The sequence below is a fragment of the Pseudomonas rhizophila genome, from assembly GCF_003033885.1.
Lineage (GTDB): Bacteria > Pseudomonadota > Gammaproteobacteria > Pseudomonadales > Pseudomonadaceae > Aquipseudomonas > Aquipseudomonas rhizophila.
Map to the genome: position 1 here is coordinate 757,632 of NZ_CP024081.1, position 26,906 is coordinate 784,537.

22 protein-coding genes are annotated in these 26,906 nt (G+C 61.3%); 19 read left to right on the forward strand and 3 right to left on the reverse strand.

Annotation, left to right across the window (positions count from 1 at the left end; all coding sequences use genetic code 11):
- Position 1 precedes the first annotated feature (1 nt).
- Positions 2-1,372, forward strand: coding sequence for a transporter substrate-binding domain-containing protein (locus tag CRX69_RS03485; protein WP_076386214.1), 1,371 nt, complete (start codon positions 2-4; stop codon positions 1,370-1,372).
- A 185-nt stretch (positions 1,373-1,557) separates the two neighbouring features.
- Positions 1,558-1,845 carry a DUF3509 domain-containing protein gene (locus CRX69_RS03490; RefSeq protein ID WP_047227509.1) on the forward strand — a complete coding sequence of 96 codons (288 nt, stop codon included), beginning with the start codon at positions 1,558-1,560 and terminating at the stop codon, positions 1,843-1,845.
- Between the two features lie 332 nt (positions 1,846-2,177).
- Here the strand turns inward: CRX69_RS03490 and CRX69_RS03495 are convergent, their stop codons facing one another.
- The gene (locus tag CRX69_RS03495) at positions 2,178-3,377 is read right to left on the reverse strand and encodes a CaiB/BaiF CoA transferase family protein (protein ID WP_047227510.1); all 1,200 of its coding nucleotides are present in this window, start codon (positions 3,375-3,377) and stop codon (positions 2,178-2,180) included.
- Positions 3,378-3,523: 146 nt separating this feature from the next.
- Here CRX69_RS03495 and CRX69_RS03500 point away from each other — a divergent pair, with 146 nt between their 5' ends.
- The 3 genes from CRX69_RS03500 (at position 3,524) to CRX69_RS03515 (ending at position 7,400) form a co-directional block, all read left to right on the forward strand.
- The gene (locus CRX69_RS03500; RefSeq protein WP_047227511.1) at positions 3,524-4,066 is read left to right on the forward strand and encodes a YaeQ family protein; all 543 of its coding nucleotides are present in this window, start codon (positions 3,524-3,526) and stop codon (positions 4,064-4,066) included.
- A gap of 171 nt (positions 4,067-4,237) precedes the next feature.
- Entirely contained in the window at positions 4,238-5,947 is a 1,710-nt protein-coding gene (gene recJ / locus CRX69_RS03505; protein WP_107321549.1) for a single-stranded-DNA-specific exonuclease RecJ, read from the forward strand.
- A gap of 346 nt (positions 5,948-6,293) precedes the next feature.
- Entirely contained in the window at positions 6,294-7,400 is a 1,107-nt protein-coding gene (locus CRX69_RS03515; RefSeq protein WP_047227513.1) for an NADH:flavin oxidoreductase/NADH oxidase, read from the forward strand.
- A gap of 202 nt (positions 7,401-7,602) precedes the next feature.
- Here CRX69_RS03515 and CRX69_RS03520 read toward each other — a convergent pair whose 3' ends face one another.
- A complete protein-coding gene (locus CRX69_RS03520; protein ID WP_047227514.1) occupies positions 7,603-9,228 on the reverse strand; it encodes a glucan biosynthesis protein D in 1,626 nt (541 codons plus the stop codon).
- Between the two features lie 364 nt (positions 9,229-9,592).
- Here CRX69_RS03520 and CRX69_RS03525 point away from each other — a divergent pair, with 364 nt between their 5' ends.
- On the forward strand, positions 9,593-9,778 hold the full coding sequence (locus CRX69_RS03525; RefSeq protein WP_047227515.1) for a hypothetical protein: 186 nt from the start codon (positions 9,593-9,595) through the stop codon (positions 9,776-9,778).
- Between the two features lie 267 nt (positions 9,779-10,045).
- Here the strand turns inward: CRX69_RS03525 and CRX69_RS03535 are convergent, their stop codons facing one another.
- On the reverse strand, positions 10,046-11,470 hold the full coding sequence (locus tag CRX69_RS03535; RefSeq protein ID WP_047227516.1) for a gamma-aminobutyraldehyde dehydrogenase: 1,425 nt from the start codon (positions 11,468-11,470) through the stop codon (positions 10,046-10,048).
- A 196-nt stretch (positions 11,471-11,666) separates the two neighbouring features.
- Between CRX69_RS03535 and CRX69_RS03540 the strand changes: the two genes are divergently transcribed.
- From CRX69_RS03540 to CRX69_RS03600, 13 genes are all read left to right on the forward strand, one after another.
- Positions 11,667-12,380, forward strand: coding sequence for a tellurite resistance TerB family protein (locus CRX69_RS03540; RefSeq protein ID WP_047227517.1), 714 nt, complete (start codon positions 11,667-11,669; stop codon positions 12,378-12,380).
- A 331-nt stretch (positions 12,381-12,711) separates the two neighbouring features.
- Entirely contained in the window at positions 12,712-14,274 is a 1,563-nt protein-coding gene (locus CRX69_RS03545; protein WP_371516293.1) for a methyl-accepting chemotaxis protein, read from the forward strand.
- Complete coding sequence (locus CRX69_RS03550; protein ID WP_076386210.1) at positions 14,274-14,810, forward strand: chemotaxis protein CheW; 537 nt, start codon at positions 14,274-14,276, stop codon at positions 14,808-14,810. The genes CRX69_RS03545 and CRX69_RS03550 overlap by 1 nt, the downstream gene beginning before the upstream one ends.
- On the forward strand, positions 14,807-16,084 hold the full coding sequence (locus CRX69_RS03555) for a CheR family methyltransferase (RefSeq protein ID WP_107321551.1): 1,278 nt from the start codon (positions 14,807-14,809) through the stop codon (positions 16,082-16,084). Before CRX69_RS03550 ends, CRX69_RS03555 begins: the two co-directional genes overlap by 4 nt.
- A complete protein-coding gene (locus tag CRX69_RS03560; protein ID WP_047227521.1) occupies positions 16,081-16,752 on the forward strand; it encodes a chemotaxis protein CheW in 672 nt (223 codons plus the stop codon). Before CRX69_RS03555 ends, CRX69_RS03560 begins: the two co-directional genes overlap by 4 nt.
- Positions 16,749-19,010, forward strand: a complete 2,262-nt coding sequence (locus tag CRX69_RS03565; RefSeq protein ID WP_107321552.1) for a hybrid sensor histidine kinase/response regulator — start codon at positions 16,749-16,751, stop codon at positions 19,008-19,010. Before CRX69_RS03560 ends, CRX69_RS03565 begins: the two co-directional genes overlap by 4 nt.
- Positions 19,007-20,017 (forward strand): chemotaxis response regulator protein-glutamate methylesterase, encoded by a 1,011-nt coding sequence (gene cheB, locus CRX69_RS03570; RefSeq protein ID WP_107321553.1) that lies wholly within the window; start codon positions 19,007-19,009, stop codon positions 20,015-20,017. The genes CRX69_RS03565 and cheB overlap by 4 nt, the downstream gene beginning before the upstream one ends.
- Before the next feature lie 46 nt (positions 20,018-20,063).
- Positions 20,064-21,065, forward strand: coding sequence for a diguanylate cyclase domain-containing protein (locus CRX69_RS03575; RefSeq protein WP_107321554.1), 1,002 nt, complete (start codon positions 20,064-20,066; stop codon positions 21,063-21,065).
- Between the two features lie 257 nt (positions 21,066-21,322).
- Positions 21,323-22,418 (forward strand): peptide chain release factor 2 gene (gene prfB, locus CRX69_RS03580; protein WP_107321555.1). Its coding sequence is split into 2 segments (ribosomal slippage): positions 21,323-21,394 and positions 21,396-22,418, totalling 1,095 coding nucleotides; the frame shifts between segments, so codons are not numbered across the junction.
- Between the two features lie 109 nt (positions 22,419-22,527).
- The gene (lysS, locus tag CRX69_RS03585; protein ID WP_107321556.1) at positions 22,528-24,030 is read left to right on the forward strand and encodes a lysine--tRNA ligase; all 1,503 of its coding nucleotides are present in this window, start codon (positions 22,528-22,530) and stop codon (positions 24,028-24,030) included.
- Positions 24,031-24,132: 102 nt separating this feature from the next.
- Positions 24,133-24,849, forward strand: a complete 717-nt coding sequence (locus CRX69_RS03590) for a TetR/AcrR family transcriptional regulator (protein ID WP_047227527.1) — start codon at positions 24,133-24,135, stop codon at positions 24,847-24,849.
- Between the two features lie 154 nt (positions 24,850-25,003).
- Entirely contained in the window at positions 25,004-25,558 is a 555-nt protein-coding gene (locus CRX69_RS03595; protein WP_107321557.1) for a hypothetical protein, read from the forward strand.
- A 36-nt stretch (positions 25,559-25,594) separates the two neighbouring features.
- Complete coding sequence (locus CRX69_RS03600) at positions 25,595-26,872, forward strand: flavohemoglobin expression-modulating QEGLA motif protein (protein WP_047227529.1); 1,278 nt, start codon at positions 25,595-25,597, stop codon at positions 26,870-26,872.
- The last annotated feature ends 34 nt before the right edge of the window (positions 26,873-26,906 follow it).

The window sequence follows — 26,906 nt, forward strand, 5'->3', positions numbered from 1 at the left end:
GATGTTGTTTTTTATCAGACGCAAACCAGCCCTGGGCTGGATGATGGGCCTGGTCCTGGTGTTTTGGACACTGGGGGTGGACGCCGCACAGTTGGCGACCTACGAAACGCCACCGTTCGGCCCCGGCGAACGGTTGGTGCTGGATCCGCAGGAATTGAAATGGATCGAGCAAAACCCGCAGGTCATCGTGGCCTCGATGCAGTTTCCGTTGTACCTGTTCAAGAATGAGCATGGGCAGTGGAACGGCCTGAACAACGACATTCTCCAGCGTATTGCGCGCATGACAGGCCTTGAGTTTGTGCATCGGGAGTCGTTCTCCCCTGAACAATTACTGGCGATGCTGGAAAACGCAGAGGCCGACATGACGACCACGCTGGCGATGAACGACGAACGCAGGGATTTTCTGAGCTTCAGCCACGCCTTTGGCGGTTCCGGCTGGGTATTCGTCGGGCGCGACGGGGAGTCCGTCCCCGATTCGCTGGAGCAGCTCAATGGCAAGATCCTGGCATTGCCGGCACGGCATGCATTGGAGGCGCAGATCCGGCGCGACTACCCGGCCATCGAGTTGCGCACGGTCAAGACTTACGGGGAAGCGAGGGCCCTGGTGGAGAGCCGGGAGGCCCACGCCACCATTGAAAACGAAACCGGGGTGCACCTTTATCCGGCGGGACAGTTGCGTGTAGGAAGAAGTCTGGAGGGCAAGTGGGAACCGGATTATCTGGCTGTACGTCAGGATCTGCTCCCATTGCTGAGTATTCTGAACAAGGCGCTGGAAGCTTTTCCGGCCGAAGAAATGCGGGCGCTGCGTTCCAAATGGATGGCCGGTATCGCCCCTGGCCAGGCGCCATCGGTCTGGTTGCGGATTTCCCGCTGGGGTTATTGGTGTGTGACGGTGGTCGTGTTGTTCGCTCTGCTGTCCCTGCTCTGGAACCGCCGCCTGCAGATACAAATCGACCAGCGCCTCAAGGCCGAGGCTGTCCTCAATGATCAGTTGATGCTCCAGAGGGCCTTGATGGATGCCATTCCCGATCCGATCTTCATTCGTGACCTGGAAGGGCGCCTGATCATGTGCAACAAGAGTTACGAAGAGCAGTTCGCGACGCGCTTTGAAAAGTTGCGGGGGACCCGGCTGACGGATTCCGCGGTGTTCCCGCCGGCGACTGCCGAGCTGCTGCATGGAGAGGTCATGGAGCAACTGCGAACCGGCCAGTCCCGGTTCGTCGATCGTCAACTGATGTTCAGGAGTGGATTACGCAAAATCTATCATTGGTCGGTGCCTTTTTATGGGGCCGATGGGCAGTTGCGCGGTTTGCTGGGAGGCTGGATCGATGTCGGGCGCCGGTGGAACCGCGCTGAGCCATTGCTGGCTTGATGCAGGCTGCTCGTGAGGAAATTTCTTCAAGCGGTAGCTGTTGTTTGCCTGTCATATTGGACGCGCATGCTCGGTTCAACGGCTTCGAGGTGTACCGGCTCGGTATGCGAACGAACTTTCTGCTGCGGCCCACGGTCATTTACTGTGAACAAGCAGTTGTTTTCGGACTATTGAAGGGTGAGCGAATGGAAAGTATCAGCCTATTGCTGGGTGAGGCTTTGAGCCCGTATCAGGTGACGCTGACTCCCTCTGGCGCCAGGGGCGAGTGTCTGGTAACGCTGAAGAATGCCTCCGGGGCCATCATGGTCGAACGTATGTTCAACCAAGCGCAATTGACCGACAGACGCCAACTGACGGACGTGGTCGATGGCCTGCACCGCGACGTGCTGATTGCCGAGGGCCGGCTTGAGCCCTGTGTGATCGCGGCGCTGCGTAATCTGGCACGTGACAAGGTGATGGCTCTCCCAAATTGAACACTATTTCGTGGGAACCTTCCTACGTCCTGATGAGTCAGACCCTTTACCAGCAAGATCAAGCATTGTGCTCCGGTGCTTGTCGCTTGTTGTACGGACCTGAATGGTCGCGTTTAACCCCGAGTTGTCTCCCCACTTCTCGGGGTTTCTTTTTGCCCGGCGTTTAAGGTTTTAGCGTGCTCTGGCGCTGAGCGATGCCGAACCCTTGTGGGAGCGAGCCTGCTCGCGATTGCGGTGTGTCAGTCAATATCAAGTCGACTGAACCGACGCTATCGCGAGCAGGCTCGCTCCCACAGTTGATCTTCAGTGGCCACAGACTTTCGTTCACCGCATCAAATGGCGCCGTCGATGCGCAGTTGGGCGATCTGCTGTGCATCATAGCCAAGCTCGCCTAGCACTTGGGCATTGTGCTCACCCAGCGTCGGTCCCACCCATTCAGAGGTGCCCGGTGTGTCGGAGAGTTTCGGTACGATGCCCGGCATCTTGAACGCCTTGCCGTCCGGCAGCTTGGCCTGGAGAAACATTTCCCGGGCCAGGAACTGCGGATCGCTGAACATATCTTCGGCGCTGAAAATCCGGCTGGCCGGCACTCCCGCCTGGTTCAAATGCTCGATAACGGTATCGAGCGGGAGTGAATTGACCCAGCGATCGATGACCCCGTAAAGCTCATCGCGGCGGCTGTCGCGCCCGTCATTGCTGGCCAGTTGCGGGTCATTGGCCAGATCCTCACGGCCGATGACCTGCATGAAGCGCTTGAAGATCGCGTCGCCGTTGGCGCCAATCTGCACGTGCTTGCCATCGGCACTGGTGTGGATCGACGACGGGGTGATGCCGGGCATGATGTTGCCGGTGCGCTCACGGATGAAACCGAACACATCGAACTCCGGCACCATGCTTTCCATCATGGCGAAAATCGCCTCGTACAGCGCCACATCCACCACTTGCCCGGTTCCGCCGTTGACCTCGCGATGACGCAGCGCCATCAGTGCGCCAATCACGCCCCAGAGGGCGGCAATCGAATCGCCGATGGATATGCCGGTGCGCACCGGTGGCCGGTCTTCGAACCCGGTGATGTAACGCAGGCCGCCCATGGACTCGCCCACTGCGCCAAACCCGGGCTGATCTTTCATCGGCCCGGTCTGACCGAAGCCCGAGAGCCGCACCATGACCAGCTTCGGGTTCAGCGCATGCAATACATCCCAGCCCAGGCCGAGCTTTTCCAACACGCCGGGGCGAAAGTTCTCGATCAGGATGTCGGCTTCGCCGATCAGCTTTTTCAGAATCGCCAGACCTTCGGGGTGCTTGAGGTTCAGGGTCAGGGATTTCTTGTTCCGCGCCTGGACGAACCACCACAAGGACGTGCCTTCATACAGCTTGCGCCATTTACGTAACGGGTCGCCGCCATCGGGCGATTCGACCTTGATCACCTCGGCACCGAATTCACCGCAGATCCGCGAGGCAAAAGGTCCGGCGATCAAGGTGCCGAGTTCGATGACTTTGACGCCCGCAAGGGGTTTGGCAGTAAGCGACATGACGGATCCTGTAGAACAAAGGCAGAACGAAAGAGCGTTTTATCATAGGCCGGCGTCAGTCGCCGCAGGTTGATGGTCGGCAATTCGTGGAATGCCCGCCTCATCGGTTAGACTTGCCGCCTTTCCTCGTATCAAGAAGCCCGTTCATGGCCCAGCCGTCCACGACCTATAAGTTTGAACTGAACCTCACCGACCTCGACCGCAGTGTGTACGAGAACGTGAAGCAGACCATCGCCCGTCATCCTTCGGAAACCGAAGAACGCATGACCGTGCGCCTGTTGGCCTACGCTTTCTGGTACAACGAGCTGCTGGCATTTGGCCGAGGTCTGTCGGATGTCGATGAACCTGCGCTGTGGGAAAAAAGCCTGGATGACCGTGTGCTGCACTGGATCGAAGTGGGCCAGCCCGACGCCGACCGCCTGACCTGGTGCTCGCGCCGCACCGAACGCACCAGCCTGCTGGCCTACGGCAGCCTGCGAGTCTGGGAAGGCAAGGTGATCCCGGCGGTAAAGAACCTCAAGAACGTCAACATCGCCGCCGTGCCCCAGGAAGTGCTGGAGACGCTCGCTAAGGACATGCCCCGCGTGATCAAGTGGGATGTGATGATCAGCGAGGGGACGATTTTCGTGACCGATGATCGCGGCCAGCATGAAGTCCAGTTGCAATGGTTGCTGGGTGAGCGCGGCTGAGCCATTGACCCGGTATTGAGTGAGCCATTGTGGTAGCGGGCTTGCTCGCGAAGGCGGCAGATCAGTTTGCATTGATGTTGAATGTGCCGCCGCTTTCGCGAGCAAGCCCGCTCCCACCCAAGCTTTCCTTGCCACTACCTTCACGATTTCCAGAGAAAACTTTGTCACCCCATGCGCATAGAACCCCGCCAGCTACCCGACACCCTGCCATTCCTCGGTGACTTGCCACCCCTGTTGACGCGCCTGTATGCGGCCCGTGGCGTGCAGTCCGAGGCTGAACTGGACAAGAGCCTGGCGCGCTTGATTCCTTATCAGCAACTCAAGGGTATCGACGCGGCCGTGGATCTGTTGGTGGTGGCGCTGGAGCAGCGCCAGCGCATCCTGATCGTCGGCGACTTCGATGCCGACGGGGCGACAGCCAGCACGGTGGGCATGTTGGGCCTGCGTTTGCTCGGTGCGGCCCATGTCGATTATCTGGTACCCAATCGCTTCGAGTATGGCTACGGACTGACCCCGGAAATTGTCGAGGTCGCCCTGACCCGTGAGCCGCAGTTGCTGATCACCGTGGACAACGGCATTTCCAGTGTCGAAGGTGTGGCAGCGGCGAAAGCGGCGGGGCTCAAGGTGCTGGTTACCGACCACCATTTGCCGGGCCTCGAACTGCCGGCGGCGGATGCCATCGTCAACCCGAACCAGCCGGGCTGTGAGTTCCCGAGCAAGGCATTGGCCGGTGTCGGTGTGATCTTTTATGTGCTGATGGCCTTGCGGGCGCGTCTGCGCAGCCTGGGCCGGTATGCCAGCAGCCCCCAGCCAAACATCGGCGAACTGCTGGATCTGGTGGCACTGGGCAGCGTGGCGGATGTGGTGCCTCTGGACGCCAACAACCGGATCCTGGTGCATCAGGGCCTGGAACGCATTCGTGCAGGGCGCGCCCGACCCGGCATCAAGGCGATCCTGGAAGTGGCTAGGCGCGATCATTCTCGTATCACTTCCACGGACCTCGGGTTTATCCTCGGCCCGCGCCTGAACGCAGCCGGGCGTCTGGACGACATGAGCCTGGGCATCGAATGCCTGCTCACTGACGATCCGGCCTTGGCGAGGGAGATGGCGGCGCAACTGGACGGCATGAACCAGGATCGCAAATCCATCGAACAGGGCATGCAGCGTGAAGCGCTGGCCCAGCTCAAGGACTTGCCGCTGGAGTCCATGCCGTTCGGTTTATGTCTGTTCGATCCTCAGTGGCACCAGGGCGTTATCGGGATCCTCGCCTCGCGGATGAAGGAGCGGTATTTCCGCCCAACCATTGCTTTTGCCGATGCCGGAGACGGCCTGCTCAAGGGCTCGGGGCGCTCGGTGCCGGGTTTTCATATTCGTGATGCCCTGAGTGTGGTGGCGGCGCAACATCCAACGCTGATCAGCAAGTATGGCGGCCACGCCATGGCGGCGGGCCTGACGTTGGCGCAAGAGAATTTTCCACTGTTCGCCGAGGCGTTCGACGCTGAAGTGCGCCGCCAATTGCGCGAAGAAGACCTGACCGGACGCCTGTTGTCGGACGGCACCCTGGCGGTGGAAGAGTTCCACCTGGAGCTGGCTCGGGCGCTGCGTCACGCCGGGCCCTGGGGGCAGCATTTCCCAGAGCCGATGTTTCACGGTGTGTTCCAGTTGGTCGAACAGCGCGTGGTGGGCGAACGGCACCTCAAGGTCGTCCTCAAAAGCGAATGCGGCTCGGTGAAACTGGACGGTATCGCCTTCGGCATCGACCGCGATATCTGGCCAAACCCCACCGTGCGCTGGGTGGAACTGGCCTACAAACTCGACCTCAACGAGTTTCGCGGCCAGGAAACGGTGCAGTTGATGATTGCCCATATCGAACCGCGGTAGACACGCCGCCATCTTGCGTTCGTACTCTGTGGCGAGGGAGCTTGCTCCCGCTGGACGCGCCAGCGTCCCCTTGCGATGTGATGGCTGCAATGCCGGGGCTGCTTCGCAGCCCAGCGAGAGCAAGCTCCCTCGCCACAGGGGTACACCATTGCGTCACACCGTCGATTTTTAAGTTCTGAACCCTCCCGCCTCCCAGGTTGTCGACTAGGCTCTAAGCACTGCTTGATAGCCCTTGTGACGTCTTGTCGGATTTCTTTGCCCGCGGGGGCGGGTGTTGCACCTTTTGTCACTCGTCGACTTTTCAAACAGAACCCTGGAGCCTGCCCACTGATTCGAGAGGTGCCCCATGAGTCTGCTGCTGGAACCCTATACCCTTCGCCAATTGACCCTGCCCAATCGCATCGCGGTGTCGCCGATGTGCCAGTACTCGAGCGCCGATGGCCTGGCCAATGACTGGCACCTGGTACACCTCGGCAGCCGCGCCGTGGGCGGTGCCGGCCTGGTGTTCACCGAAGCCACTGCCGTCACTGCCGACGGCCGCATTACTGATCAGGACCTGGGGTTGTGGAACGATGAACAGATCGGCCCCCTGCAACGCATCACCCGCTTCATCACCGCTCAAGGGGCCGTGCCCGGCATTCAACTGGCCCACGCCGGACGCAAGGCCAGCACCTGGCGACCCTGGCTCGGTAAGCATGGCAGCGTAAAACCGGAGGAGGGCGGCTGGGTTCCGGTCGGCCCGTCGCCGATTGCCTTCGATCCGCAGCACACCCAGCCGATCCAACTGGACGAGGGGCAGATTGCCGGTGTCATCCAGGCGTTCGTGGAGGCGGCCAAACGTAGCCTGACGGCCGGATTCAAAGTCGTGGAAGTCCACGCAGCCCACGGCTATCTGCTGCATCAATTCCTGTCTCCCTTGAGCAATCAGCGGCGCGATCAATACGGCGGCTCGTTCGAGAATCGCATCCGGCTGGTGCTGCAAGTGACCGAAGCGGTCCGGGCGGTATGGCCTGAGGAATTGCCGGTGTTCGTGCGCGTATCGGCCACCGACTGGGTCGAGGATGGCTGGAACCCGGATGAAACCGTGGAGCTGGCGCGGCGATTCAGGGCGCTGGGGGTGGACCTGATCGATGTGTCATCGGGCGGCACCGCTGTGAATGCGGAAATTCCCACCGGTCCGGGGTATCAGACGCGCTTTGCCGAACGGGTGCGCAAGGAGTCGGAAATCGCCACCGGCACTGTCGGCATGATTACCGAACCGGCCCAGGCCGAGCACATCTTGCGGACCTGCCAGGCCGACATCATTTTCCTGGCCCGCGAACTGTTGCGTGATCCGTACTGGGCGTTGCATGCCGATGATGACCTGGGGGGCCGCAAGGCCACGTGGCCAGCGCAGTATCAGAGAGCCACGCATCGGGACCAGCCGATTCATGAGTCGGATTTGCGCGATTAAGGGTTAGCTTGAAACAAAAAGCCCCGGTCGTTTTGGCCGGGGCTTTTGTTTATTTGGCTGGATGGTACGGCGTCTGTACGTGCCTCATCGCGAGCAGGCTCGCTCCCACAGTGGATTGGTGTTGTTCACAGAATTTGTGATCCACACCCCACCCTGTGGGAGCGAGCCTGCTCGCGATGGCGTCATCCCTGACGCGCAAGGATCAAGGGTATTTACGCTTATCCGGCGCCGGCGGGAAGTACTGGTACAGCCAGGTCTCGCTCAAGGTCCGGTCATTGGTGCGCAGGAACAGGCGCATCTCCACCGGGTCCACGCGGTCGTCGGTCGGGTACCAGTCGAAGGTGATGCGGTAACCCTTGATCGCATCGAGCACCAGCACGTTGAAGTCCTTCACCTCGCCGTGGGAGCAGGTCACTACCGGTTCGATACCGGTGCCAGGGGGGAGCTGGTCGAGGCCGCCGCCGTTGAAGTCCACGGCAAAACGTCGGGCCCAGACGGTGGGGTAGTGCTCGCCCGGTGCCCAGCCTTCGATGAAGCCGCCCATGCCTGAACGGGTCGCGTTGACCTGGGCCAGCTCGGTGCTCACCGGTGGCAAGGCGCTCCAATAGAGCTTGTAGCCGTAGTTCAGCGATTCACCGGCAGCGACCGGCTTCTTCGGCGTCCAGAATGCGACGATGTTGTCCAGGGTTTCACCGGTCGTAGGAATTTCCAGCAGATCGACCGAGCCTTCGCCCCAGGCCGTTGTCGGTTCGACCCACAGGCTCGGGCGCTTGCTGTACCAGTCCACGGTGTCCTGGTAGCTGGCGAAGTCGTGATCGGTCTGCACCAGGCCGAAGCCTTTGGGGTTGTTGTCGGCGAAGGCGTTGAACTGCAGGGTGGCGGGGTTGTTCAGCGGGCGACAAACCCACTCGCCATTGCCGCGCCACATCGCCAGTCGGTCGGAATCGTGAATTTGCGGGTGGATGGTGTCGCACATGCGCCGCTCAACGGTGCCACAGCTGAACATACTGGTCATCGGCGCGATGCCCAATTGCTCGATGGCGGTACGGGCATTGATGTGCGCATCGATTTCCATCACGACGCGGGTGGGCTGACAATCGATGTCAAAACGATAGGCGCCGGTGGCGCTGGGCGAGTCGAGCAGGGCGTAGACCACGAAACGGGTACTGTTCTTGTCCGGGATTTCGAACCAGAACTTGGTGAAGTCCGGGAATTCCTCACGCTTCTTGGCGTAAGTGTCGATGGCCAGGCCCCGGGCCGATAATCCGTACTGGCCGGTGTTGTCCACGGCGCGGAAATAACTGGCCCCCAGAAACGAAACGATATCGTGCCGGTCCAGCTCCGGCGCCTTGAACACCCTGAACCCTGAGAAGCCCAGGTCACCGGTCAACTGCGAAGTGTTGACCGTGGTTTTCTCATAGTTGAACAACTCCGGGCGGAAGTGCACTTCACGGGCCATGCGGGTCTTGGCATCGACACTGTACATGCGCACCGGTTGCTTGAAGCCCATGCCGACGTGGAAAAACTGCACGTCCAGTTGACCGTCCAGCTCCTTCCACAGCGAGTGGTTGGCGTCGTAGCGGATGGCGTTGAATTGCAGCGGGGACATCATCGCCAGTGTCGGCGGCAAAACTTGCTTGGTGTCGACGTAACGGCTCTTGGCCAGTTCCCGGGCCTGTTCTTTCAACCCATTGAAATCGAAAGGACGGGCCTCGCCGTCGGCGGTCCGGTCAGCAGCCCAGGCGCGTGCGGCCATAAGCCCTGAGGCCGAAAGCCCGGTGTAGGCAGCGAAAGCCATGGACGCCTTGAGCAGATTCCTGCGGTGCATAAATACAACCTTTCTGGAAACAATCCCGAGCCTTTCCTGGCAACAGAGACTGGTAAAGAAGTTCGGACATGCCTTTGGCCAAACGCGACGGACGTTAGAACAGATACCTGAGAGCTGGATCGGTTCACCGAGGCGCAAAATCATAGGGGATACGTGGCACGGGAGAGAGAGGAAAGCGTGGTTTAGTTAAATTTCCTTACAGATATTTCCTTTTTTAACGGGTAACTCTGCATTTTTTGACTAATTACTCTAAAACTCCCTGTTCACGGTGTGAATCCTCCCTATCCTTTAGCGTGATAGAGGTTGAACCCGCGGATTCAGCAGGTGCTATCGGTCAATTCGACGTACAGAAGGACAAGGCTCAATGACAAAAATACAGGGCATCACCCAATTGCTGGGGATCCTTCCATGCTTGACGAGCGCGCGCCGGACCCGGCCGCTCAGCATGGACGAACTAAGACTGGTGGAACGCTATCGCGAACTGTCGGAAAACGACCGGATCGCCATGCGTTGCCTGATGGATGCGATGCGCAGTGTTTCGAGGTTTTGAATGAGTGCGGATCTGCTCGTAGAGAGCTCGGATTGCGCTTTTATCCATCTTTCTGGTTTCACATCAGCCAGTAGGAGGCGGGAAAAATAACGTGCTGGCCGATTTTTTTATCGGTGCCCATGCGGCTGTGAATGGCCTGCCTTTGCTCACTCGTGATGCCAAACGCTACCGAAGTTATTTTCCCTCAGTGGCGTTGGTAGTGCCGTCATGACACTTGAACCGCCACGACCAGACTCTGCCGTCCGGCCTTGGTAATCGTTCTTTGGTTCAATGCTTGAACATCACATGCCGCACTACTGTGTAGTCCTCCAGTCCATACATCGACATGTCCTTGCCATAACCGGAACGTTTCTGACCGCCATGGGGCATTTCGCTGACGAGCATGAAGTGGGTGTTCACCCAGGTGCAGCCATATTGCAGGCGTGCCGCCAAGCGATGGGCGCGGCCGATGTCAGCGGTCCAGACTGAAGACGCCAGGCCGTAGTCCGAGTCGTTGGCCCAGGCCAGCACCTGCGCTTCGTCGATGAACGGTGTGACGGACACCACCGGCCCAAAAACCTCGCGGCGCACGATTTCGTCGTCCTGCTGGGCGTCGGCCAATACCGTTGGTTCAAAGAAGAATCCGTTGCCGTCCACGGCCTTGCCACCGGTAATCAGGCGAATATGCGACTGGGCGATGGCCCGTTCGACAAAGCCGGCCACGCGGTCGCGGTGCTGGGCAGTGATCAGCGGCCCCATCTCGGTGTCCGGGGCGGTTTGCAGGCCGTATTTGATGCTGGCCACCGCCGCACCGAGTTTCTCGACGAACCTGTCGTAGATGCCTTGTTGGGCGTAAATGCGGCAGGCAGCGGTGCAGTCCTGGCCGGCATTGTAGAAACCGAAGGTGCGGATGCCTTCCACGGCTGCGTCAATGTCGGCATCGTCGAAAATGATCACCGGGGCCTTGCCGCCCAGTTCCATGTGGGTGCGTTTGACGCTGTCGGCGGTGCTGGAAATGATGTTCGCGCCTGTGGCGATGGAGCCGGTCAGCGAAACCATGCGCACCTTTGCGTGAGTGACCAACGGTTGCCCGACCGTCTGACCACGACCGAACAGCACGTTGAGTACACCCGCGGGGAAAATTTCCGACGCCAGTTCCGCCAGCCGCAACGCCGTCAGTGGGGTCTGCTCCGAGGGTTTGAGCACTACGGTGTTACCGGCGGCCAGGGCTGGGGCGATTTTCCAGGCGACCATCATCAACGGGTAATTCCACGGCGCGATGGAGGCGATCACGCCCACCGGATCGCGGCGGATCATCGACGTGTGCCCCGGCAGGTATTCGCCACCCGCCGAGCCGCTCATGCAACGGCTGGCGCCGGCAAAGAAACGGAACACGTCGGCAATTGCCGGGATCTCGTCGTTCAGCACGGCGTTCAAAGGTTTGCCGCAATTGTCCGATTCGAGCCTGGCCAGTTCTTCGCCGTGGGCTTCGATGGTGTCGGCCAGCTTGAGCAGGAGCAGGGAGCGGTCCTTGGGCGATACCTGGGACCAGCTTTGGAAGGCACTGTCGGCCGCGCGCACGGCGGCATCGACCTGAGCTTCGCTGGCTTCGTTGATTTCCACCAGCACCCGGCCCAGCGCGGGGTTGAACACGGCCTGGCCGGGCCCGTCGCCGTTCACCAGGTGACCATTGATCAGCAGTTTGGTTTGCATGTCCAAGCCCTCGTCAAAGCTGTTTTTGCTGCGGTTTTTCAGTTGATTCGAGTCTATATCGTTTTATCGGGTTCGCCGCAGCCACAGGAAAATTGGCAAGCAACATCTCGAAGCACTCTCACCGACAGACTCGGGCACTTTCGAACTAGGCTGATTGCCTTAATGATCCGGTTACCCGAATGCGTGGAGGCAGCAAATGAACACCCGTGGATTGCTCGATCAGCTTCTCAAGTCCGGTCAGGAAATGTTGCAGAACAAGGCTGGCGGCTCCCAAGGCAAGTCATCCGGCGGCCTGGGCGGTTTGCTCGGCGGTGGTGCTGGCAATTTGGGCGGGATGCTCTCCGGCGCGGGTGGCGGGGCGCTGGCCGCCGGAGCCATGGGCCTGTTGCTGGGCAACAAGAAGGCTCGCCAGTTTGGCGGCAAGGCCCTGACCTATGGTGGTCTGGCGGCATTGGGCGTGATCGCCTACAAGGCCTATGGCAATTGGCAAGCCCAGCAGGGCAGTGCGCCGAAAACTGAACCGCAGACGCTGGATCGTCTTCCCCCGGCCCAGGTCGAGCAGCACAGCCAGGCGATCCTCACGGCCCTGGTGGCGGCGGCCAAGGCCGATGGCCATGTCGACGAGCGTGAAAAGCAGTTGATCGAAGGCGAGTTCACCAAGCTCGACAACGATCAGGAGCTGCAACACTGGCTGCACGCCGAGCTCAACAAACCCCTGGACCCCGCCGACGTCGCCCGGGCCGCCAGCACGCCGGAAATGGCCGCCGAGATGTACATCGCCAGTGTGATGCTGGTGGATGAGGAAAACTTCATGGAGAAATCCTACCTCGATGAACTGGCGCGCCAGCTCAAACTGGAGCCGGGGTTGAAGACTGAGCTGGAGAAGCAGGTACGTCAGGCGTCTCTTTGAGTCAGGCCTGACCCCAAGGTAAATATCACCCCCTGTGGGAGCGAGCCTGCTCGCGATAGCGGTATGTCAGTCGACACTATTATTGACCGATGCACCGCAATCGCGAGCAGGTTCGCTCCCATAGAACTTTTGCATCGACTGCCACATTGATGCCTGGCTTGAGCTGTTTGAACAGCTGAGCGAATCACCAAACTCCTTCCTCACCGCCATACAGCCGCAACGTCGCCCTCGGCTATACTCCCCAGCATTTCAAAATGCCCGAGGTTGTACTGTGAAGAACTGGACGTTGCGCCAACGCATCCTGGCGAGTTTTGCGGTGATCATCGCCATCATGCTGCTGATGGTGGTCGTCACGTATTCGCGGTTAATGAGGATCGAGGCCAGCGAAGAAAAAGTACGCGTCTACGCGGTGCCGGGGGTGTATTACAGTTCCATGATTCGCGGTGGCTGGGTCGACAGCTACGTCAAGACCCAGCAGATCGTCGGCCTCTCCGGCCAGCGGGAAATCACTGCCGAGGACAAGGCCCTCTACCAGGGCTACGAGCAGCATCTGCGCGAGGAAATCCAGCACTATCAAAAGCTGATCCAGGACCCTGCCGATCAAGTCTCCTTCGATGAGTTCGAGGTCAATCATCAGGACTTCAACAAGGCCCTGGCGAAGGTTCTGGACCTGTATGAACGCAAGGATTTCGAAGGGGCACAGCTGGCGCTGGAGAAGGAGCTGACGCCGGCATGGCTCGACGGTCGCGGGCATTTGAACCAGATCATCGAACGCAACCGGGAGCTGGCGGAAAAAGCCGCCCTGACCATCAGTCAGTCGGTAACCGCCGCTGAAGTTGCCATGGGGCTGTCGTTTCTCGTGGCGGTGCTCATTGCCATGCTTTGTGGCCTGTTGTTGATGCGCGCGATCATGGCGCCGATGAACCGCATTGTGGAAATCCTCGGCATCATGCGCAGCGGCGACCTGAGCGGGCGCCTGAACCTTGCGCGTAAAGACGAGTTCGGTGCGGTGGAAACCGGCTTCAACGACATGATGGCCGAGCTGACATCGCTGGTGTCCCAGGCCCAGCGCTCTTCGGTGCAGGTCACCACCTCGGTCACCGAGATCGCCGCCACCTCCCGCGAGCAACAGGCCACGGCCACCGAAACCGCCGCTACCACTACGGAGATCGGCGCGACCTCTCGGGAAATTGCCGCCACGTCCCGGGATCTGGTGCGCACCATGACCGAAGTTTCCAGCGCCGCCGACCAGGCCTCGGTGGCGGCCGGTTCCGGCCAGCAAGGCCTGGCACGCATGGAAGAAACCATGCACTCGGTGATGGGCGCGGCGGATCTGGTGAACGCGAAGCTGGCGATCCTCAACGAGAAGGCCGGCAACATCAACCAGGTGGTGGTGACCATCGTCAAGGTGGCCGACCAGACCAACCTGTTGTCCCTCAATGCCGCCATCGAGGCCGAGAAGGCGGGAGAGTATGGCCGCGGTTTTGCCGTGGTCGCCACTGAGGTTCGGCGCCTGGCGGATCAGACAGCCGTGGCGACCTACGACATCGAGCAGATGGTGCGCGAGATCCAGTCCGCCGTATCCGCTGGAGTGATGGGCATGGACAAGTTTTCCGAAGAAGTGCGCCGTGGCATGGCCGAGGTGCAGCAGGTCGGCGAGCAACTGTCGCAGATCATCCACCAGGTACAGGCGCTGGCGCCGCGGGTGTTGATGGTCAACGAAGGTATGCAGGCCCAGGCCACCGGCGCCGAGCAGATCAACCATGCCCTGGTGCAATTGGGCGATGCCAGCAGTCAGACGGTGGAGTCCCTGCGCCAGGCCAGTTCTGCCATCGATGAACTGAGCCAGGTGGCCGTGGGGCTGCGCAGTGGCGTCTCGCGTTTCAAAGTCTGATGAGCGAGTTCGAGGCCAGACGTGGCGCCGTGTCGGCGGCCCGTCAGTCGTTGTTCCTGGTGTTTTGCATCGGCAACGAACGCTACGCCCTGCAAGCCATCGATGTGGTGGAAGTGCTGCCGCGCTTGCCCCTCAAACCGATTGCCCAGGCACCGTCCTGGGTGGCGGGGGTGTTTGCCTGGCGCGGCGCGGTGGTGCCCGTGATCGATCTGTGCACGCTGACCTTCGGTCAGAGCGCCCAGACGCGTACCAGTACGAGACTGGTGCTGGTGCATTACCGACCCGACGCGCAGCAGGCGGGGCAGGTTCTGGGGCTGATTCTGGAACAGGCCACCGACACCTTGCGTTGCGATCCGGCGGATTTCCGACCTTATGGCTTGGATAACCCACAGGCGCCGTACCTGGGCCCGGTGCGCGAAGACGCGCAAGGCCTGTTGCAATGGGTGCGGGTCAATGACCTGCTCGACGAGTCGGTCCGTGCCGTGCTGTTTCCCACGCCGCCCTTGAACTTCGATGACCTCGAGGGACGGGCATGAACAGCGACCAGCGGTTTTTCGATTTTCTCAAGGTGCGCATCGGCCTGGATGTCACCTCCGTCGGCACCGCCATCATCGAGCGGGCCGTGCGCCAGCGCATCATTGCCGTGCCTGGGCGTGCGGCAGATGAGTACTGGCAATGCCTGCAACATTCTGCCCAGGAGCAACAGGCGCTGATCGAAGCGGTGATTGTCCCGGAGACCTGGTTCTTCCGTTATCCCGAGTCCTTCGCCACCCTCGCCAGGCTGGCCATCAAGCGTCTGGCCGAGATCAAGCACCTGCGTGCGCTGCGCATCCTCAGCTTGCCCTGCTCCACTGGCGAAGAGCCTTACTCCATTGCCATGGCGTTGCTCGACGCGGGCCTGGGACCGCATCAGTTCAAGGTAGACGCGCTGGACGTCAGTCCGCTGTCGATAGAACGTGCCAGGCAAGCGCTTTACGGCAGGAACTCGTTCCGTGGCGCCGACCTCGGCTTTCGCGAGCGATATTTCAGCGCCGAGGCAGAGGGGTATCGCCTCAGCGAGCGGGTGAGTGAACAGGTGCGTCTGCAAGTGGGCAACCTGCTGGATCCGACCTTGCTGGTGAACGAGGCCCCTTACGATTTTGTGTTCTGCCGCAATCTGCTGATCTATTTCGACCAGCCGACCCAGCAGCAGGTGTTCGAGGTGCTCAAGCGCCTGACCCACCAGGACGGCGTGCTGTTTATCGGCCCCGCCGAGGGCAGTTTGCTGGGGCGGTTGGGCATGCGTTCAATCGGGATTGCCCAGTCGTTTGCTTTCAGTCGCCAAGGTGCCCCGCAGCCACAGCCAGTGCCCGCCTTGATGTCGACGCCACTGCCGGCCCCGCTGCCGCTTGGCCAGGTCGCGCCTCGAGTCATTCCACCGGTGGTCCGGCCTCGGCCGTTCGCAGCCAGCGTGACCCCGATCACTGAGCCGAAAAACAGCGACGCCACTACCTTACTGGCCAATATCGCGGCGCTGGCCAATGCTGGCAAAAGCGCCGAAGCCCGTGCGGCCTGCCAGCAGTACCTGCGCAATCATGCGCCGGCGGCCCAAGTGTTCTACTGGCTGGGGCTGCTCAGTGACATGGCCGGTAGCGCGCTTGAGGCCCAGGGTTTTTATCGCAAGGCGCTCTATCTTGAACCGCAACACGCCGAGGCCCTGGTGCATCTGGCGGCGTTGCTGGCTTCCCAGGGAGACGCGGCCGGTGCCCGTCGATTGCAGGACCGCGCCGCTCGCAGCGGGCGCATGGCTGACAGTGAGCGTAAACAATGAGTGGTTCGGCTAATGACAACCTGACCCATGACGATGCCCAGGCCATCGACGATTGCTGGAATCGCATCGGGGTGCATGGCGATAAATCCTGTCCGTTGCTGGCCGAGCATATTCACTGCCGCAACTGCGCGGTGTATTCGGCGGCTGCCACCCGTTTGCTCGATCGCTACACCTTGCAGCACGACGACCGGGATCTGGCCCACGCGCCGCTGGACACCGATATCGTCACACGATCGCTGTTGATGTTCCGACTGGGCGAAGAGTGGCTGGGCCTGACCACCCGCAGTCTGGTGGAAGTGGCGCCGTTGCAGCCGATTCACTCGCTGCCCCACCAGCGCTCGCGGGCCTTGTTGGGCGTGGCGAATGTGCGCGGGGCCTTGGTGGCCTGCCTGTCGCTGGTGGAACTGTTGGACCTGGAACCCGGCGGGGCAGTGGTGGCCGGCGCGCGGGTCATGCCGCGCATGTTGATCGTCGCGGCCCAGGGCGGTCCGGTAGTGGTGCCGGTGGACGAGGTGGACGGCATTCACGCCATTGATGAGCGCGTCCTGGGCGCGGCCTCGCAATCGGCGGCCAAGTACACCCGTGGCGTATTGAAGTTCAAGGGCCGCAGCCTGCGCTGGCTGGACGAAGAACAATTGTTGTCCGCCATGACCCGGAGCCTGTCATGACCCCTGATCAAATGCGTGACGCCTCGTTGCTGGAGTTGTTCAGCCTGGAAGCCGAAGCCCAGACTCAGGTGCTCAGCGCCGGCCTGCTGGCCCTGGAACGCGACCCGACCCAGGCCGATTATCTTGAATCGTGCATGCGCGCGGCCCATTCCCTCAAGGGCGCGGCGCGGATCGTTGGCGTGAACGCCGGGGTCAGCGTGGCGCATGTCATGGAGGATTGCCTGGTCAGCGCCCAGGAGCGTCGCCTGGTCCTGCGCGCCGAGCACATCGACGCCTTGCTGCAAGGCACCGACCTGTTGACGCGAATTGCCACGCCAGGCAACAGCGTCGGAGCCCAGGACGTCGATGCGTATGTGGCGTTGATGGGGCAACTGCTCGATCCTGCCGCTGCGCAAGCGCCTGTCGTGTCGCCGCGAATCGAGATGCAAGCGGAGGCTTTTCGCGTTGAGCCGGCCGAGGCAGAACCGCTCGCGGCAACGGAACCGCTGCCCAAGGGGAAGCGGGTCACCGAAGGGGGCGAGCGGGTCTTGCGGGTCACCGCCGAGCGCCTCAATAGCCTGTTGGACCTGTCCAGTAAATCCTTGGTGGAAACCCAGCGCCTCAAGCCCTGGCTGGCGACGATGCAGCGGCTCAAGCGCCAACAGAGCAACGGCTTGCGGGCCTTGGAAGAGCTGAATGTGCACCTCAAGGAACATGCGTTGAGTTTGCAGGCCGAGGAAGCGCTCAACGACGCCCGCCGTTTGCTGGCCGAAACCCAGCAATTGCTGGCGCAGAAAACCGCGGAGATGGACGAGTTCGCCTGGCAGGCCGGTCAGCGAGCACAGGTGTTGTACGACACGGCGCTGGCCTGTCGCATGCGACCGTTTGCCGATGTGCTCTCCGGCCAGGCCCGGATGGTCCGTGACCTGGGGCGCAGCCTGGGCAAGCAGGTGCGCCTGGAGATTGAGGGTGATAAAACCCAGGTCGACCGCGACGTGCTGGAAAGACTCGAAGCGCCGCTGACCCATCTGCTGCGCAACGCCGTAGACCATGGCATCGAATCTCCGGAGCAACGGGTGCTGGCCGGCAAGCCCGCCGAAGGCCTGATCCGCTTGCGCGCCTCCCATCAGGCTGGCCTGCTGGTGCTGGAACTGGCGGACGACGGCGCCGGTGTGGACCTGGAACGGGTGCGGCGCAGCGTCGTCGAACGAGGGCTTTCCCCTGAGCAGACCGCAGCCAATTTGAGCGAAGAGGAACTGCTGACGTTCCTGTTCCTGCCCGGCTTCAGCCTGCGCGACACCGTCACTGAGGTGTCCGGGCGCGGCGTCGGCCTGGACGCCGTCCAGCATATGGTCCGGCAGTTGCGCGGCGCGGTGGTGCTGGAGCAGACAGCGGGCGAGGGCAGCCGCTTCCATCTTGAGGTGCCGCTGACGCTCTCAGTGGTGCGCAGCCTGGTGGTGGAAGTCGGCGGGGAAGCCTACGCCTTTCCCCTGGCTCACATCGAGCGCATGTGCGATCTCGCTCCTGAGGACATTGTGCAGGTCGAAGGGCGCCAGCACTTCTGGCACGAAGGGCGGCATGTCGGGCTGGTCGCCGCCAGTCAGTTGCTCAATCGTCCGGCATCACAGAACAGCAGCCAGGCGCTCAAGGTCGTGGTGATCCGTGAGCGCGAGGCCATCTACGGCGTGGCGGTCGAACGGTTCATCGGTGAGCGCACGCTGGTGGTCCTGCCCCTGGACGAACGCCTGGGCAAGATCCAGGACATCTCCGCCGGGGCCTTGCTGGACGATGGTTCGGTGGTGCTGATCGTCGATGTCGAAGACCTGCTGCGCTCGGTGGACAAGTTGCTCGACACCGGGCGCCTGGAACGCATCGCCCGCCAGAACCAGACGCAGACACCGCGCAAGCGGATCCTGGTGGTGGACGACTCCCTGACCGTGCGCGAGCTGCAACGCAAGCTGTTGCTCAATCGTGGGTATGACGTGGCGGTGGCCGTGGACGGCATGGACGGCTGGAACGCGCTGCGAGCGGAGGATTTCGACCTGCTGATCACCGACATCGACATGCCGCGCATGGACGGCATCGAGCTGGTGTCGCTGTTGCGGCGCGATAACCGTCTGCAGTCGCTGCCGGTGATGGTGGTGTCTTACAAGGATCGTGAAGAAGATCGTCGCCGTGGCCTGGATGCCGGCGCTGACTATTATCTAGCCAAGGCCAGTTTCCATGACGACGCCTTGCTTGATGCCGTCGTCGAATTGATCGGAGGAGCACGCGCTTGAAGATCGCCATCGTCAATGACATGCCCCTGGCGGTCGAAGCCCTGCGCCGTGCCCTGGCTTTCGAGCCGGCGCACCAGTTGGTCTGGGTGGCCGCCAACGGTGCCGAGGCGGTTCAGCGTTGCGCCGAATACACCCCGGACCTGATTCTGATGGACCTGCTCATGCCCATCATGGATGGCGTGGAGGCGACCCGGCGGATCATGGCCGAAACCCCGTGCGCCATTGTGATTGTCACCGGTGACAGCCAGCAGAACGTTCACCGGGTGTTCGAAGCCATGGGGTATGGCGCGCTGGATGTGGTTGATACCCCTACCTTGGGGGTGGGCAACCCCGCGGATGCGGCGGCACCGCTGCTGCGCAAGATCACCAACATCGGTTGGCTGATCGGTGAGCGCAATCACGGTGAGCGCGCTGCGCCGGCTGCGCAGCGGATGTCGGTGTCACGCAATAGCCTGATTGCCATCGGGTCGTCGGCGGGTGGGCCGGCCGCGCTGGAGATCCTGCTCAAGGGCCTGCCCCGTCATTTCGCCCCGGCCATTGTGCTGGTCCAGCATGTGGACGAGGTGTTTGCTGCGGGCATGGCCCAATGGCTGAGCAGTGCGTCAGGCCACCAGGTGCGCCTGGCCCGGCACGGCGAGCCGCCGCAAAGCGGTACGGTGCTGCTGGCCGGCACCAACCACCATCTGCGCCTATTGAAAAACGGCACCCTGGCCTACACCGCCGAGCCGGTCAACGAGATCTACCGGCCGTCCATCGACGTATTTTTCGAGAGCGTCGCCCACTTCTGGAGCGGTGACGCGGTAGGCGTTTTGCTCACTGGCATGGGCCGCGACGGTGCCCAAGGGCTTAAACTCATGCGCCAGCAGGGCTATCTGACCATCGCCCAGGACCAGCAGAGCAGCGCGGTGTACGGCATGCCCAAAGCGGCCGCGGCCATCGACGCGGCTGCGCAGATTCTTGCGCTGGACCATATAGCGCCACGGTTAGTGGAGATTTTTACCCAATGAAGAACCCCGGCAGCCTTGTCCACCAGCCGTATTCAGGTGAGTTCCCATGAGTGATTTACAGCTCGACGATTTCAAGCGTGACGAGAACGCGGCCATGGTCTTGCTCGTCGACGACCAGGCGATGATCGGCGAGGCGGTGCGGCGCGGGCTGGCCAATGAAGAGAACATCGACGTTCACTTCTGCGCCGACCCACACCAGGCCATCGCCCATGCGGTCCGCATCAAGCCAACGGTGATCCTCCAGGACCTGGTGATGCCCGGTCTTGATGGCTTGAGCCTGGTGCGCGAATACCGTAACCATCCGGCGACCCGGGATATTCCGATCATTGTCCTGTCCACCAAGGAGGACCCGCTGGTCAAAAGCGCGGCGTTCGCCGCCGGGGCCAACGATTACCTGGTCAAGTTGCCGGACAACATCGAACTGGTGGCGCGCATTCGCTACCACTCGCGGTCCTACATGATGCTGCTGCAACGCGATGCGGCCTATCGCGCCCTGCGGGTCAGCCAGCAGCAACTGCTCGACACCAATCTGGTGCTGCAACGGCTGATGAATTCCGACGGTCTGACCGGGCTGTCCAACCGCCGGCACTTCGATGAATACCTGGAGCTGGAGTGGAGAAGGGCGCTGCGGGACCAGTCCCAGCTCTCGCTGTTGATGATCGACGTGGATTACTTCAAGTCCTTCAACGACAATTTCGGCCACCTGGAGGGGGACGAAGCCCTGCGCAAGGTCGCCACGGCGATCCGTGATGCGTGCAGTCGTCCGTCCGACCTGCCGGCCCGTTACGGCAGCGAGGAGTTCGCCCTGGTCTTGCCCAGCACCTCGGCTGGCGGCGCGCGGTTGATGGCCGAAAAGCTGCGCCAGAGCGTCGTTGCCCTGAACATCCCCCACATCACGCCTCATGAGGGGGCGAACCTGACTGTCAGCGTTGGCGTCTCGACCTTCACGCCACAGCAAGGTGGCGATTGCCGCCAGCTGATTTCGGCGGCGGACAAAGGGCTGTACACGGCCAAGCACAATGGGCGTAATCGGGTGGGTATCGAGTAGTGCGTCCGGCCGGCTGGAGAGTTCTTGTGGCGAGGGAGCTTGCTCCCGCTGGGGCGCGTAGCGGCCCCTAAACCAGATAACTCGGTGAGTCAGGTTGACTGAGCTGTGTTTTTTTAGGGCTGCTGCGCAGCCCAGCGGGAGCAAGCTCCCTCGCCACAAGAATTGGTGTCCCTAAAGCCGCCAGGCGGGCTGCCGCTGGCGCTTGATTACGTTATACTCGCCGGCTTTCAAAAGTTCGCCAACGAGTGCTGCCCGCCATGGAAATCAACCCGATCCTGAACACCATCAAGGACCTGTCCGAGCGCTCCGAAACTATTCGGGGGTATCTTTGACTACGATCAAAAGCATGAGCGTCTGACCGAAGTCAATCGCGAGCTTGAAGATCCGAATGTCTGGAACAACCCGTCGTACGCCCAGGAACTGGGCCGCGAGCGCGCTGCGCTGGCGCAGATCGTCGAGACCCTGGATGAAATGTCCAGCGGCCTGGCCGACTGCCGCGACCTGTTGGACATGGCTGTCGAAGAAAACGATGAAGGTGCCGTCGGCGATGTCGTCGCCGAGCTGACACGCCTCGAGGAGGCGTTGGCCAAGCTGGAATTCCGGCGCATGTTCAGTGGCGAGATGGATGCCAACAACGCCTACCTGGACATCCAGGCCGGTTCCGGCGGCACCGAAGCCCAGGACTGGGCCAACATCCTGCTGCGCATGTACCTGCGCTGGGCCGACAAACGCGGCTTCGACGCGACCATCATGGAACTGTCGGCCGGTGAAGTCGCCGGAATCAAGGGTGCCACCGTGCACATCAAGGGCGAATACGCCTTTGGCTGGCTGCGCACCGAGATCGGCGTCCATCGCCTGGTGCGCAAAAGTCCGTTCGACTCCGGTAACCGTCGTCACACGTCGTTCTCGGCGGTGTTCGTTTCGCCGGAAATCGATGACAACATCGAAATCGACATCAACCCGTCGGACCTGCGCATCGACACTTACCGTTCCTCCGGGGCCGGTGGCCAGCACGTTAACACCACCGACTCGGCCGTACGGATTACCCACGTACCGACCAACACCGTGGTCAGTTGCCAGAACGAACGCTCCCAGCACGCGAACAAAGACACCGCGATGAAAATGCTGCGGGCCCGTTTGTACGAGCAGGAAGTGCAGAAGCGCAACGCGGCGTCCCAGGCCCTGGAAGACACCAAGTCGGACATCGGCTGGGGTCACCAGATCCGTTCGTATGTACTTGACGCCTCGCGGATCAAGGACCTGCGCACCAGCATCGAACGCAGCGACTGTGACAAGGTGCTCGACGGCGACATCGACGAATACCTGATCGCCAGCCTCAAACAAGGGCTGTAACGCGACCCCCATGCGGCGGACAGGCACGCTTCCAACCAGGAGCGAGGCCTGGCCGCAAACTCCGGCCCGGGGCCGGGGGCAACGAACCTGTGATGGAATCTTTAAAGACATGAGCGACCTAGAACTCGACCCGCAAGCCCTGCAACAGGAAGAAAACTCCCTGATCGCCCTGCGCAAGGAAAAGCTTGCTGCCGAGCGCGCCAAGGGCCAGGCCTTCCCCAACGACTTCCGCCGCGACGCCTACTGCGACGTCTTGCAGAAGCAGTATGCGGACAAGACCAAGGAAGAGCTGGCCGAGGCGGCGATTCCAGTCAAGGTGGCCGGTCGTATCATGCTCAACCGTGGTTCGTTCATGGTGATCCAGGACATGACCGGGCGCATCCAGGTCTACGTCAACCGCAAGACCCTGCCGGAAGAAACCCTGGCCGCCGTCAAGACCTGGGACCTGGGCGACATCATTGCCGCCGAAGGCACCCTGGCCCGTTCCGGCAAGGGCGACCTGTACGTCGAAATGACCAACGTGCGCCTGCTGACCAAGTCCCTGCGCCCACTGCCGGACAAGCACCACGGCCTGACCGACACCGAGCAACGCTATCGTCAGCGTTACGTCGACCTGATCGTCAACGAAGACGTGCGCCAGACCTTCCGCGTGCGCTCGCAGGTCATCGCCCACATCCGCAGCTTCCTGATGAAGCGTGACTTCCTTGAAGTCGAAACGCCGATGCTGCAGACCATCCCCGGCGGTGCGGCGGCCAAGCCGTTCGAAACCCACCACAACGCCCTGGACATGGAAATGTTCCTGCGTATCGCGCCAGAGCTGTACCTCAAGCGCCTGGTGGTGGGTGGCTTCGAGAAAGTCTTCGAGATCAACCGCAACTTCCGTAACGAAGGCGTTTCGACCCGGCACAACCCCGAGTTCACCATGCTCGAGTTCTACCAGGCCTACGCCGACTACGAAGACAACATGGACCTGACCGAGGAGCTGTTCCGCGAACTGGCGCAGCTGGTGCTCGGGACCACCGACGTGCCGTACGGCGACAAGGTGTTCCATTTCGGCGAACCGTTCGTGCGCCTGTCGGTGTTCGACTCGATCCTCAAGTACAACCCGGACATCACCGCGGCCGACCTGCAGGACATCGAAAAGGCCCGCGCCATCGCCAAGAAGGCCGGCGCCAAGGTGCTCGGCTTCGAGGGTCTGGGCAAGCTGCAAGTGATGATTTTCGAAGAGTTGGTCGAGCACAAGCTGGAGCAGCCGCATTTCATCACCCAGTACCCGTTCGAAGTGTCGCCGCTGGCCCGTCGCAATGACGAGAACCCAAGCGTGACCGACCGTTTCGAGCTGTTCATCGGTGGTCGCGAAATCGCCAACGCCTACTCCGAGCTCAACGACGCAGAAGATCAGGCAGAGCGTTTCATGGCCCAGGTGGCCGACAAGGACGCCGGCGACGACGAGGCCATGCACTACGATGCCGACTTCGTTCGCGCCCTTGAGTACGGCATGCCGCCGACGGCCGGCGAAGGCATCGGCATCGATCGCCTGGTGATGTTGCTGACCAACTCACCGTCGATCCGGGATGTCATTCTTTTCCCGCACATGCGGCCCCAAGCGTAAGTGTTTCAATTAAAAAGCCGCCTCGAACAGGCGGCTTTTTATTGCCTGTCTGGTACAAACGTATCAATTGGTTAATTTTGAAATAGCGAGGAAAGACCTGTCGTGAATCGTGTAATGGCTCCAGAAGGTGCGGCGGGCGTCGCCACTGCTGTCGCTGAAAGTGTTCAGTACCAGGGTCGCAAGGCCAGCCGGCAGGGCAGTGAACAGCGTCGCCAGGAGATTCTCGATGCGGCCATGCGCATTGTGGTGCGTGATGGTGTGCGGGCGGTACGCCACCGCGCCGTGGCCGCCGAAGCGGGTGTGCCGCTGTCGGCCACGACTTATTATTTCAAGGACATCGATGACCTGTTGACCGATACCTTCGCCCAGTACGTGGAGCGCAGCGCGGCGTTCATGGCCAAGTTGTGGACCAACAATGAAGGCCTGCTGCGGGAGATGGTTGCCTACGGAGACGGCAGCGCCGAATCCCGCTCGCAGCTGGCGGACGACATCGCCCGGATGACCGCCGACTACGTGCAGCATCAATTGCACAGCCGGCGCGAATACCTGATGGCGGAACAGGCTTTTCGTCAGGAAGCGCTGCTCAACCCGCGCCTGGCGGAGCTGGTGCGCTCTCACCAGCAGATCCTGTTGCACGGCACTTGTCAGTTTTTCCAGGTTTTGGGCTCGCGTGAACCCCAGCAGGATGCCAAAGTGTTGACGGCGATTATCGGACGGATGGAATATCAAGGCTTGCTCAATGGCGCCGAGCCGGTAGCGGCAGAAGAAATGCTCGGCATCCTGACCCGCTACATGCATCTGGTATTGGCGTCGGTTTAGTTTTTCAGGAGCACCACATGTGGCGAGGGAGCTTGCTCCCGCTGGGCTGCGTAGCGGCCCCTTTTGTGAGCGCTGCGCACTCAAGCGGGAGCAAGCTCCCTCGCCACAAAGGCTCCTCACAAAGACTAGGCGTCGTATGCCATAGGGAGTTCAAATGAAAGCCTGGCGTGCCGTTGTAATGGCCGTGTCGTTGCTGCTGCTCAGTGGCTGCCTGGTGTCCTTCAAGGCGCCGTTGCCCGACAGCGAAGCCGCGCCCCAAGGGCTGGTCGGCCACTGGACCAGTACCAACGCCTGGGGCGAGCCGCTCAACCTGGAGTTGGATGAAGTGGGGCCGCGCCGGTATCAAGCCGTCACCTACTTCAGGGCCAGGCCGCTGGAGCGCGAAGCCATCCCGGTGACCGTCTCCCGTCACGGCAGCCGTTGGTATCTGTCGGCCAAGGTGCCGGCCCGCTATGGAGGGCATTTCGTGATCGCCGGTTTTGAACTGACCGACAAGCAGGAACTGGTGATCTACAACCTGGATATGGATCAGATCAACCAGGCCATCAGCCATAAGATCCTCAGTGGCCAGCCGAACCAGAGCGAAGAAGGTGACGGCGTGCTGGTGGACAGCGACATGGGTACGGTTTTCCGTTACCTCGACGACCCGGCCAACTCCGATGTGTTCTCGGAGGCCGTGCGCTACCAGCGGCTGGTCAAATCCCAATAATTGCAACAAGCGGACGTTTTTTCACAGGAGTTCCGGGTGGACGATTACCAGCAGACGATACGCACCTTGTCCGATCGCATTGTGCTGGCGCAAACGCCGATTCGCATTCTCGACGCAGTAAAGTGGGACGAAAGCATCCGCAAGGGTTTCCTCAAGGCCAAGGGCAAGGAAATGCCCGCCGTGGACCGCGACTATTACCTCAACCGGCCCCTGTCGTTCGATTCCAGCAAAGTGAAGCTCGAATTCCAGAACATCGAACGTGACATCACCCGTCAGCTCGGGCAGTTCAACCCGGTCGGCCAGATCATGCGTCGCATGTGCAAGGAATACCGCATGGTGGTGCGCATGCTCGAAGCACGCGGCACCGAGGATTTCGGGCTGATCTCCCAGGAGTTGTACGGGGCCGCTTCCGATGCGTTCCATGCCGGCGACCCGACCCTGGCTGACCTGGGCTTGATGCTGTCCGATTACCTGAACAACATTGATGGCCGTGGCGACCTGAAGGACGAGCCGAAGATTCTGACCGCCCAGGACGCTGTCAGCCTGCTGCAGCATCGGCTCAACCGGGTTTTTGGTGAGGCCGAGGAAACCATCCGGGTGTTCGAGTCCGACGGGATCGTGGCCGATGCGGCGGCTGGCGCCGATTACATCAAGATTCGCACTGATGCGATGTTCAACGACCGTGACGTTCGGGCCCTGGAAGTCCATGAAGGTCTGGTGCACGTCGGCACCACCCTCAATGGCCTGAATCAGCCGATCTGCACCTTCCTGTCCAAGGGGCCACCCTCGTCCACGGTGACCCAGGAAGGCCTGGCGATCCTGATGGAGATCATCACCTTCGCCTCTTACCCAAGTCGCCTGCGCAAGCTGACCAATCGCACCCGGGCCATTCACATGGTGGAGGAGGGGGCGGACTTTCTGCAGATATACGAGTTCTTCCGTGAGCAGGGCTTTGAGATGGGCGAAAGCTACGGCAACGCCAGCCGGGTTTTCCGTGGTTCGGTGCCGACCGGTCTGCCATTCACCAAAGACTTGTCCTACCTCAAGGGCTTCATCATGGTTTACAACTACATTCAGCTGGCCGTACGCAAAGGCAAGCTGGAGCAGGTGCCGCTGTTGTTCTGCGGTAAAACCACCCTTGAAGACATGCGCACGATGCGCCAACTCGTGGACGAAGGCTTGGTCGTGCCGCCCAAATACCTGCCGGAACAGTTCCGCGACATGAACGCGCTGTCGGCCTGGATGTGTTTCTCCAACTTCCTCAACCACCTGAGCCTGGACCGGATCGAAGCGGATTATTCCAATATCCTCTGAATACAATGTGGTTGAAAATGTGGGAGCGAGCCTG

Bases quoted from the DNA above. Each gene is read 5' to 3' on its own strand.
- CRX69_RS03485 (WP_076386214.1), top strand. From the start codon at position 2: ATGTTGTTTTTTATCAGACGCAAACCAGCCCTGGGCTGGATGATGGGC.
- CRX69_RS03490 (WP_047227509.1), top strand. From the start codon at position 1,558: ATGGAAAGTATCAGCCTATTGCTGGGTGAGGCTTTGAGCCCGTATCAG.
- CRX69_RS03495 (WP_047227510.1), bottom strand. From the start codon at position 3,377: ATGTCGCTTACTGCCAAACCCCTTGCGGGCGTCAAAGTCATCGAACTC.
- CRX69_RS03500 (WP_047227511.1), top strand. From the start codon at position 3,524: ATGGCCCAGCCGTCCACGACCTATAAGTTTGAACTGAACCTCACCGAC.
- recJ (WP_107321549.1), top strand. From the start codon at position 4,238: ATGCGCATAGAACCCCGCCAGCTACCCGACACCCTGCCATTCCTCGGT.
- CRX69_RS03515 (WP_047227513.1), top strand. From the start codon at position 6,294: ATGAGTCTGCTGCTGGAACCCTATACCCTTCGCCAATTGACCCTGCCC.
- CRX69_RS03520 (WP_047227514.1), bottom strand. From the start codon at position 9,228: ATGCACCGCAGGAATCTGCTCAAGGCGTCCATGGCTTTCGCTGCCTAC.
- CRX69_RS03525 (WP_047227515.1), top strand. From the start codon at position 9,593: ATGACAAAAATACAGGGCATCACCCAATTGCTGGGGATCCTTCCATGC.
- CRX69_RS03535 (WP_047227516.1), bottom strand. From the start codon at position 11,470: ATGCAAACCAAACTGCTGATCAATGGTCACCTGGTGAACGGCGACGGG.
- CRX69_RS03540 (WP_047227517.1), top strand. From the start codon at position 11,667: ATGAACACCCGTGGATTGCTCGATCAGCTTCTCAAGTCCGGTCAGGAA.
- CRX69_RS03545 (WP_371516293.1), top strand. From the start codon at position 12,712: ATGCTGCTGATGGTGGTCGTCACGTATTCGCGGTTAATGAGGATCGAG.
- CRX69_RS03550 (WP_076386210.1), top strand. From the start codon at position 14,274: ATGAGCGAGTTCGAGGCCAGACGTGGCGCCGTGTCGGCGGCCCGTCAG.
- CRX69_RS03555 (WP_107321551.1), top strand. From the start codon at position 14,807: ATGAACAGCGACCAGCGGTTTTTCGATTTTCTCAAGGTGCGCATCGGC.
- CRX69_RS03560 (WP_047227521.1), top strand. From the start codon at position 16,081: ATGAGTGGTTCGGCTAATGACAACCTGACCCATGACGATGCCCAGGCC.
- CRX69_RS03565 (WP_107321552.1), top strand. From the start codon at position 16,749: ATGACCCCTGATCAAATGCGTGACGCCTCGTTGCTGGAGTTGTTCAGC.
- CRX69_RS03575 (WP_107321554.1), top strand. From the start codon at position 20,064: ATGAGTGATTTACAGCTCGACGATTTCAAGCGTGACGAGAACGCGGCC.
- lysS (WP_107321556.1), top strand. From the start codon at position 22,528: ATGAGCGACCTAGAACTCGACCCGCAAGCCCTGCAACAGGAAGAAAAC.
- CRX69_RS03595 (WP_107321557.1), top strand. From the start codon at position 25,004: ATGAAAGCCTGGCGTGCCGTTGTAATGGCCGTGTCGTTGCTGCTGCTC.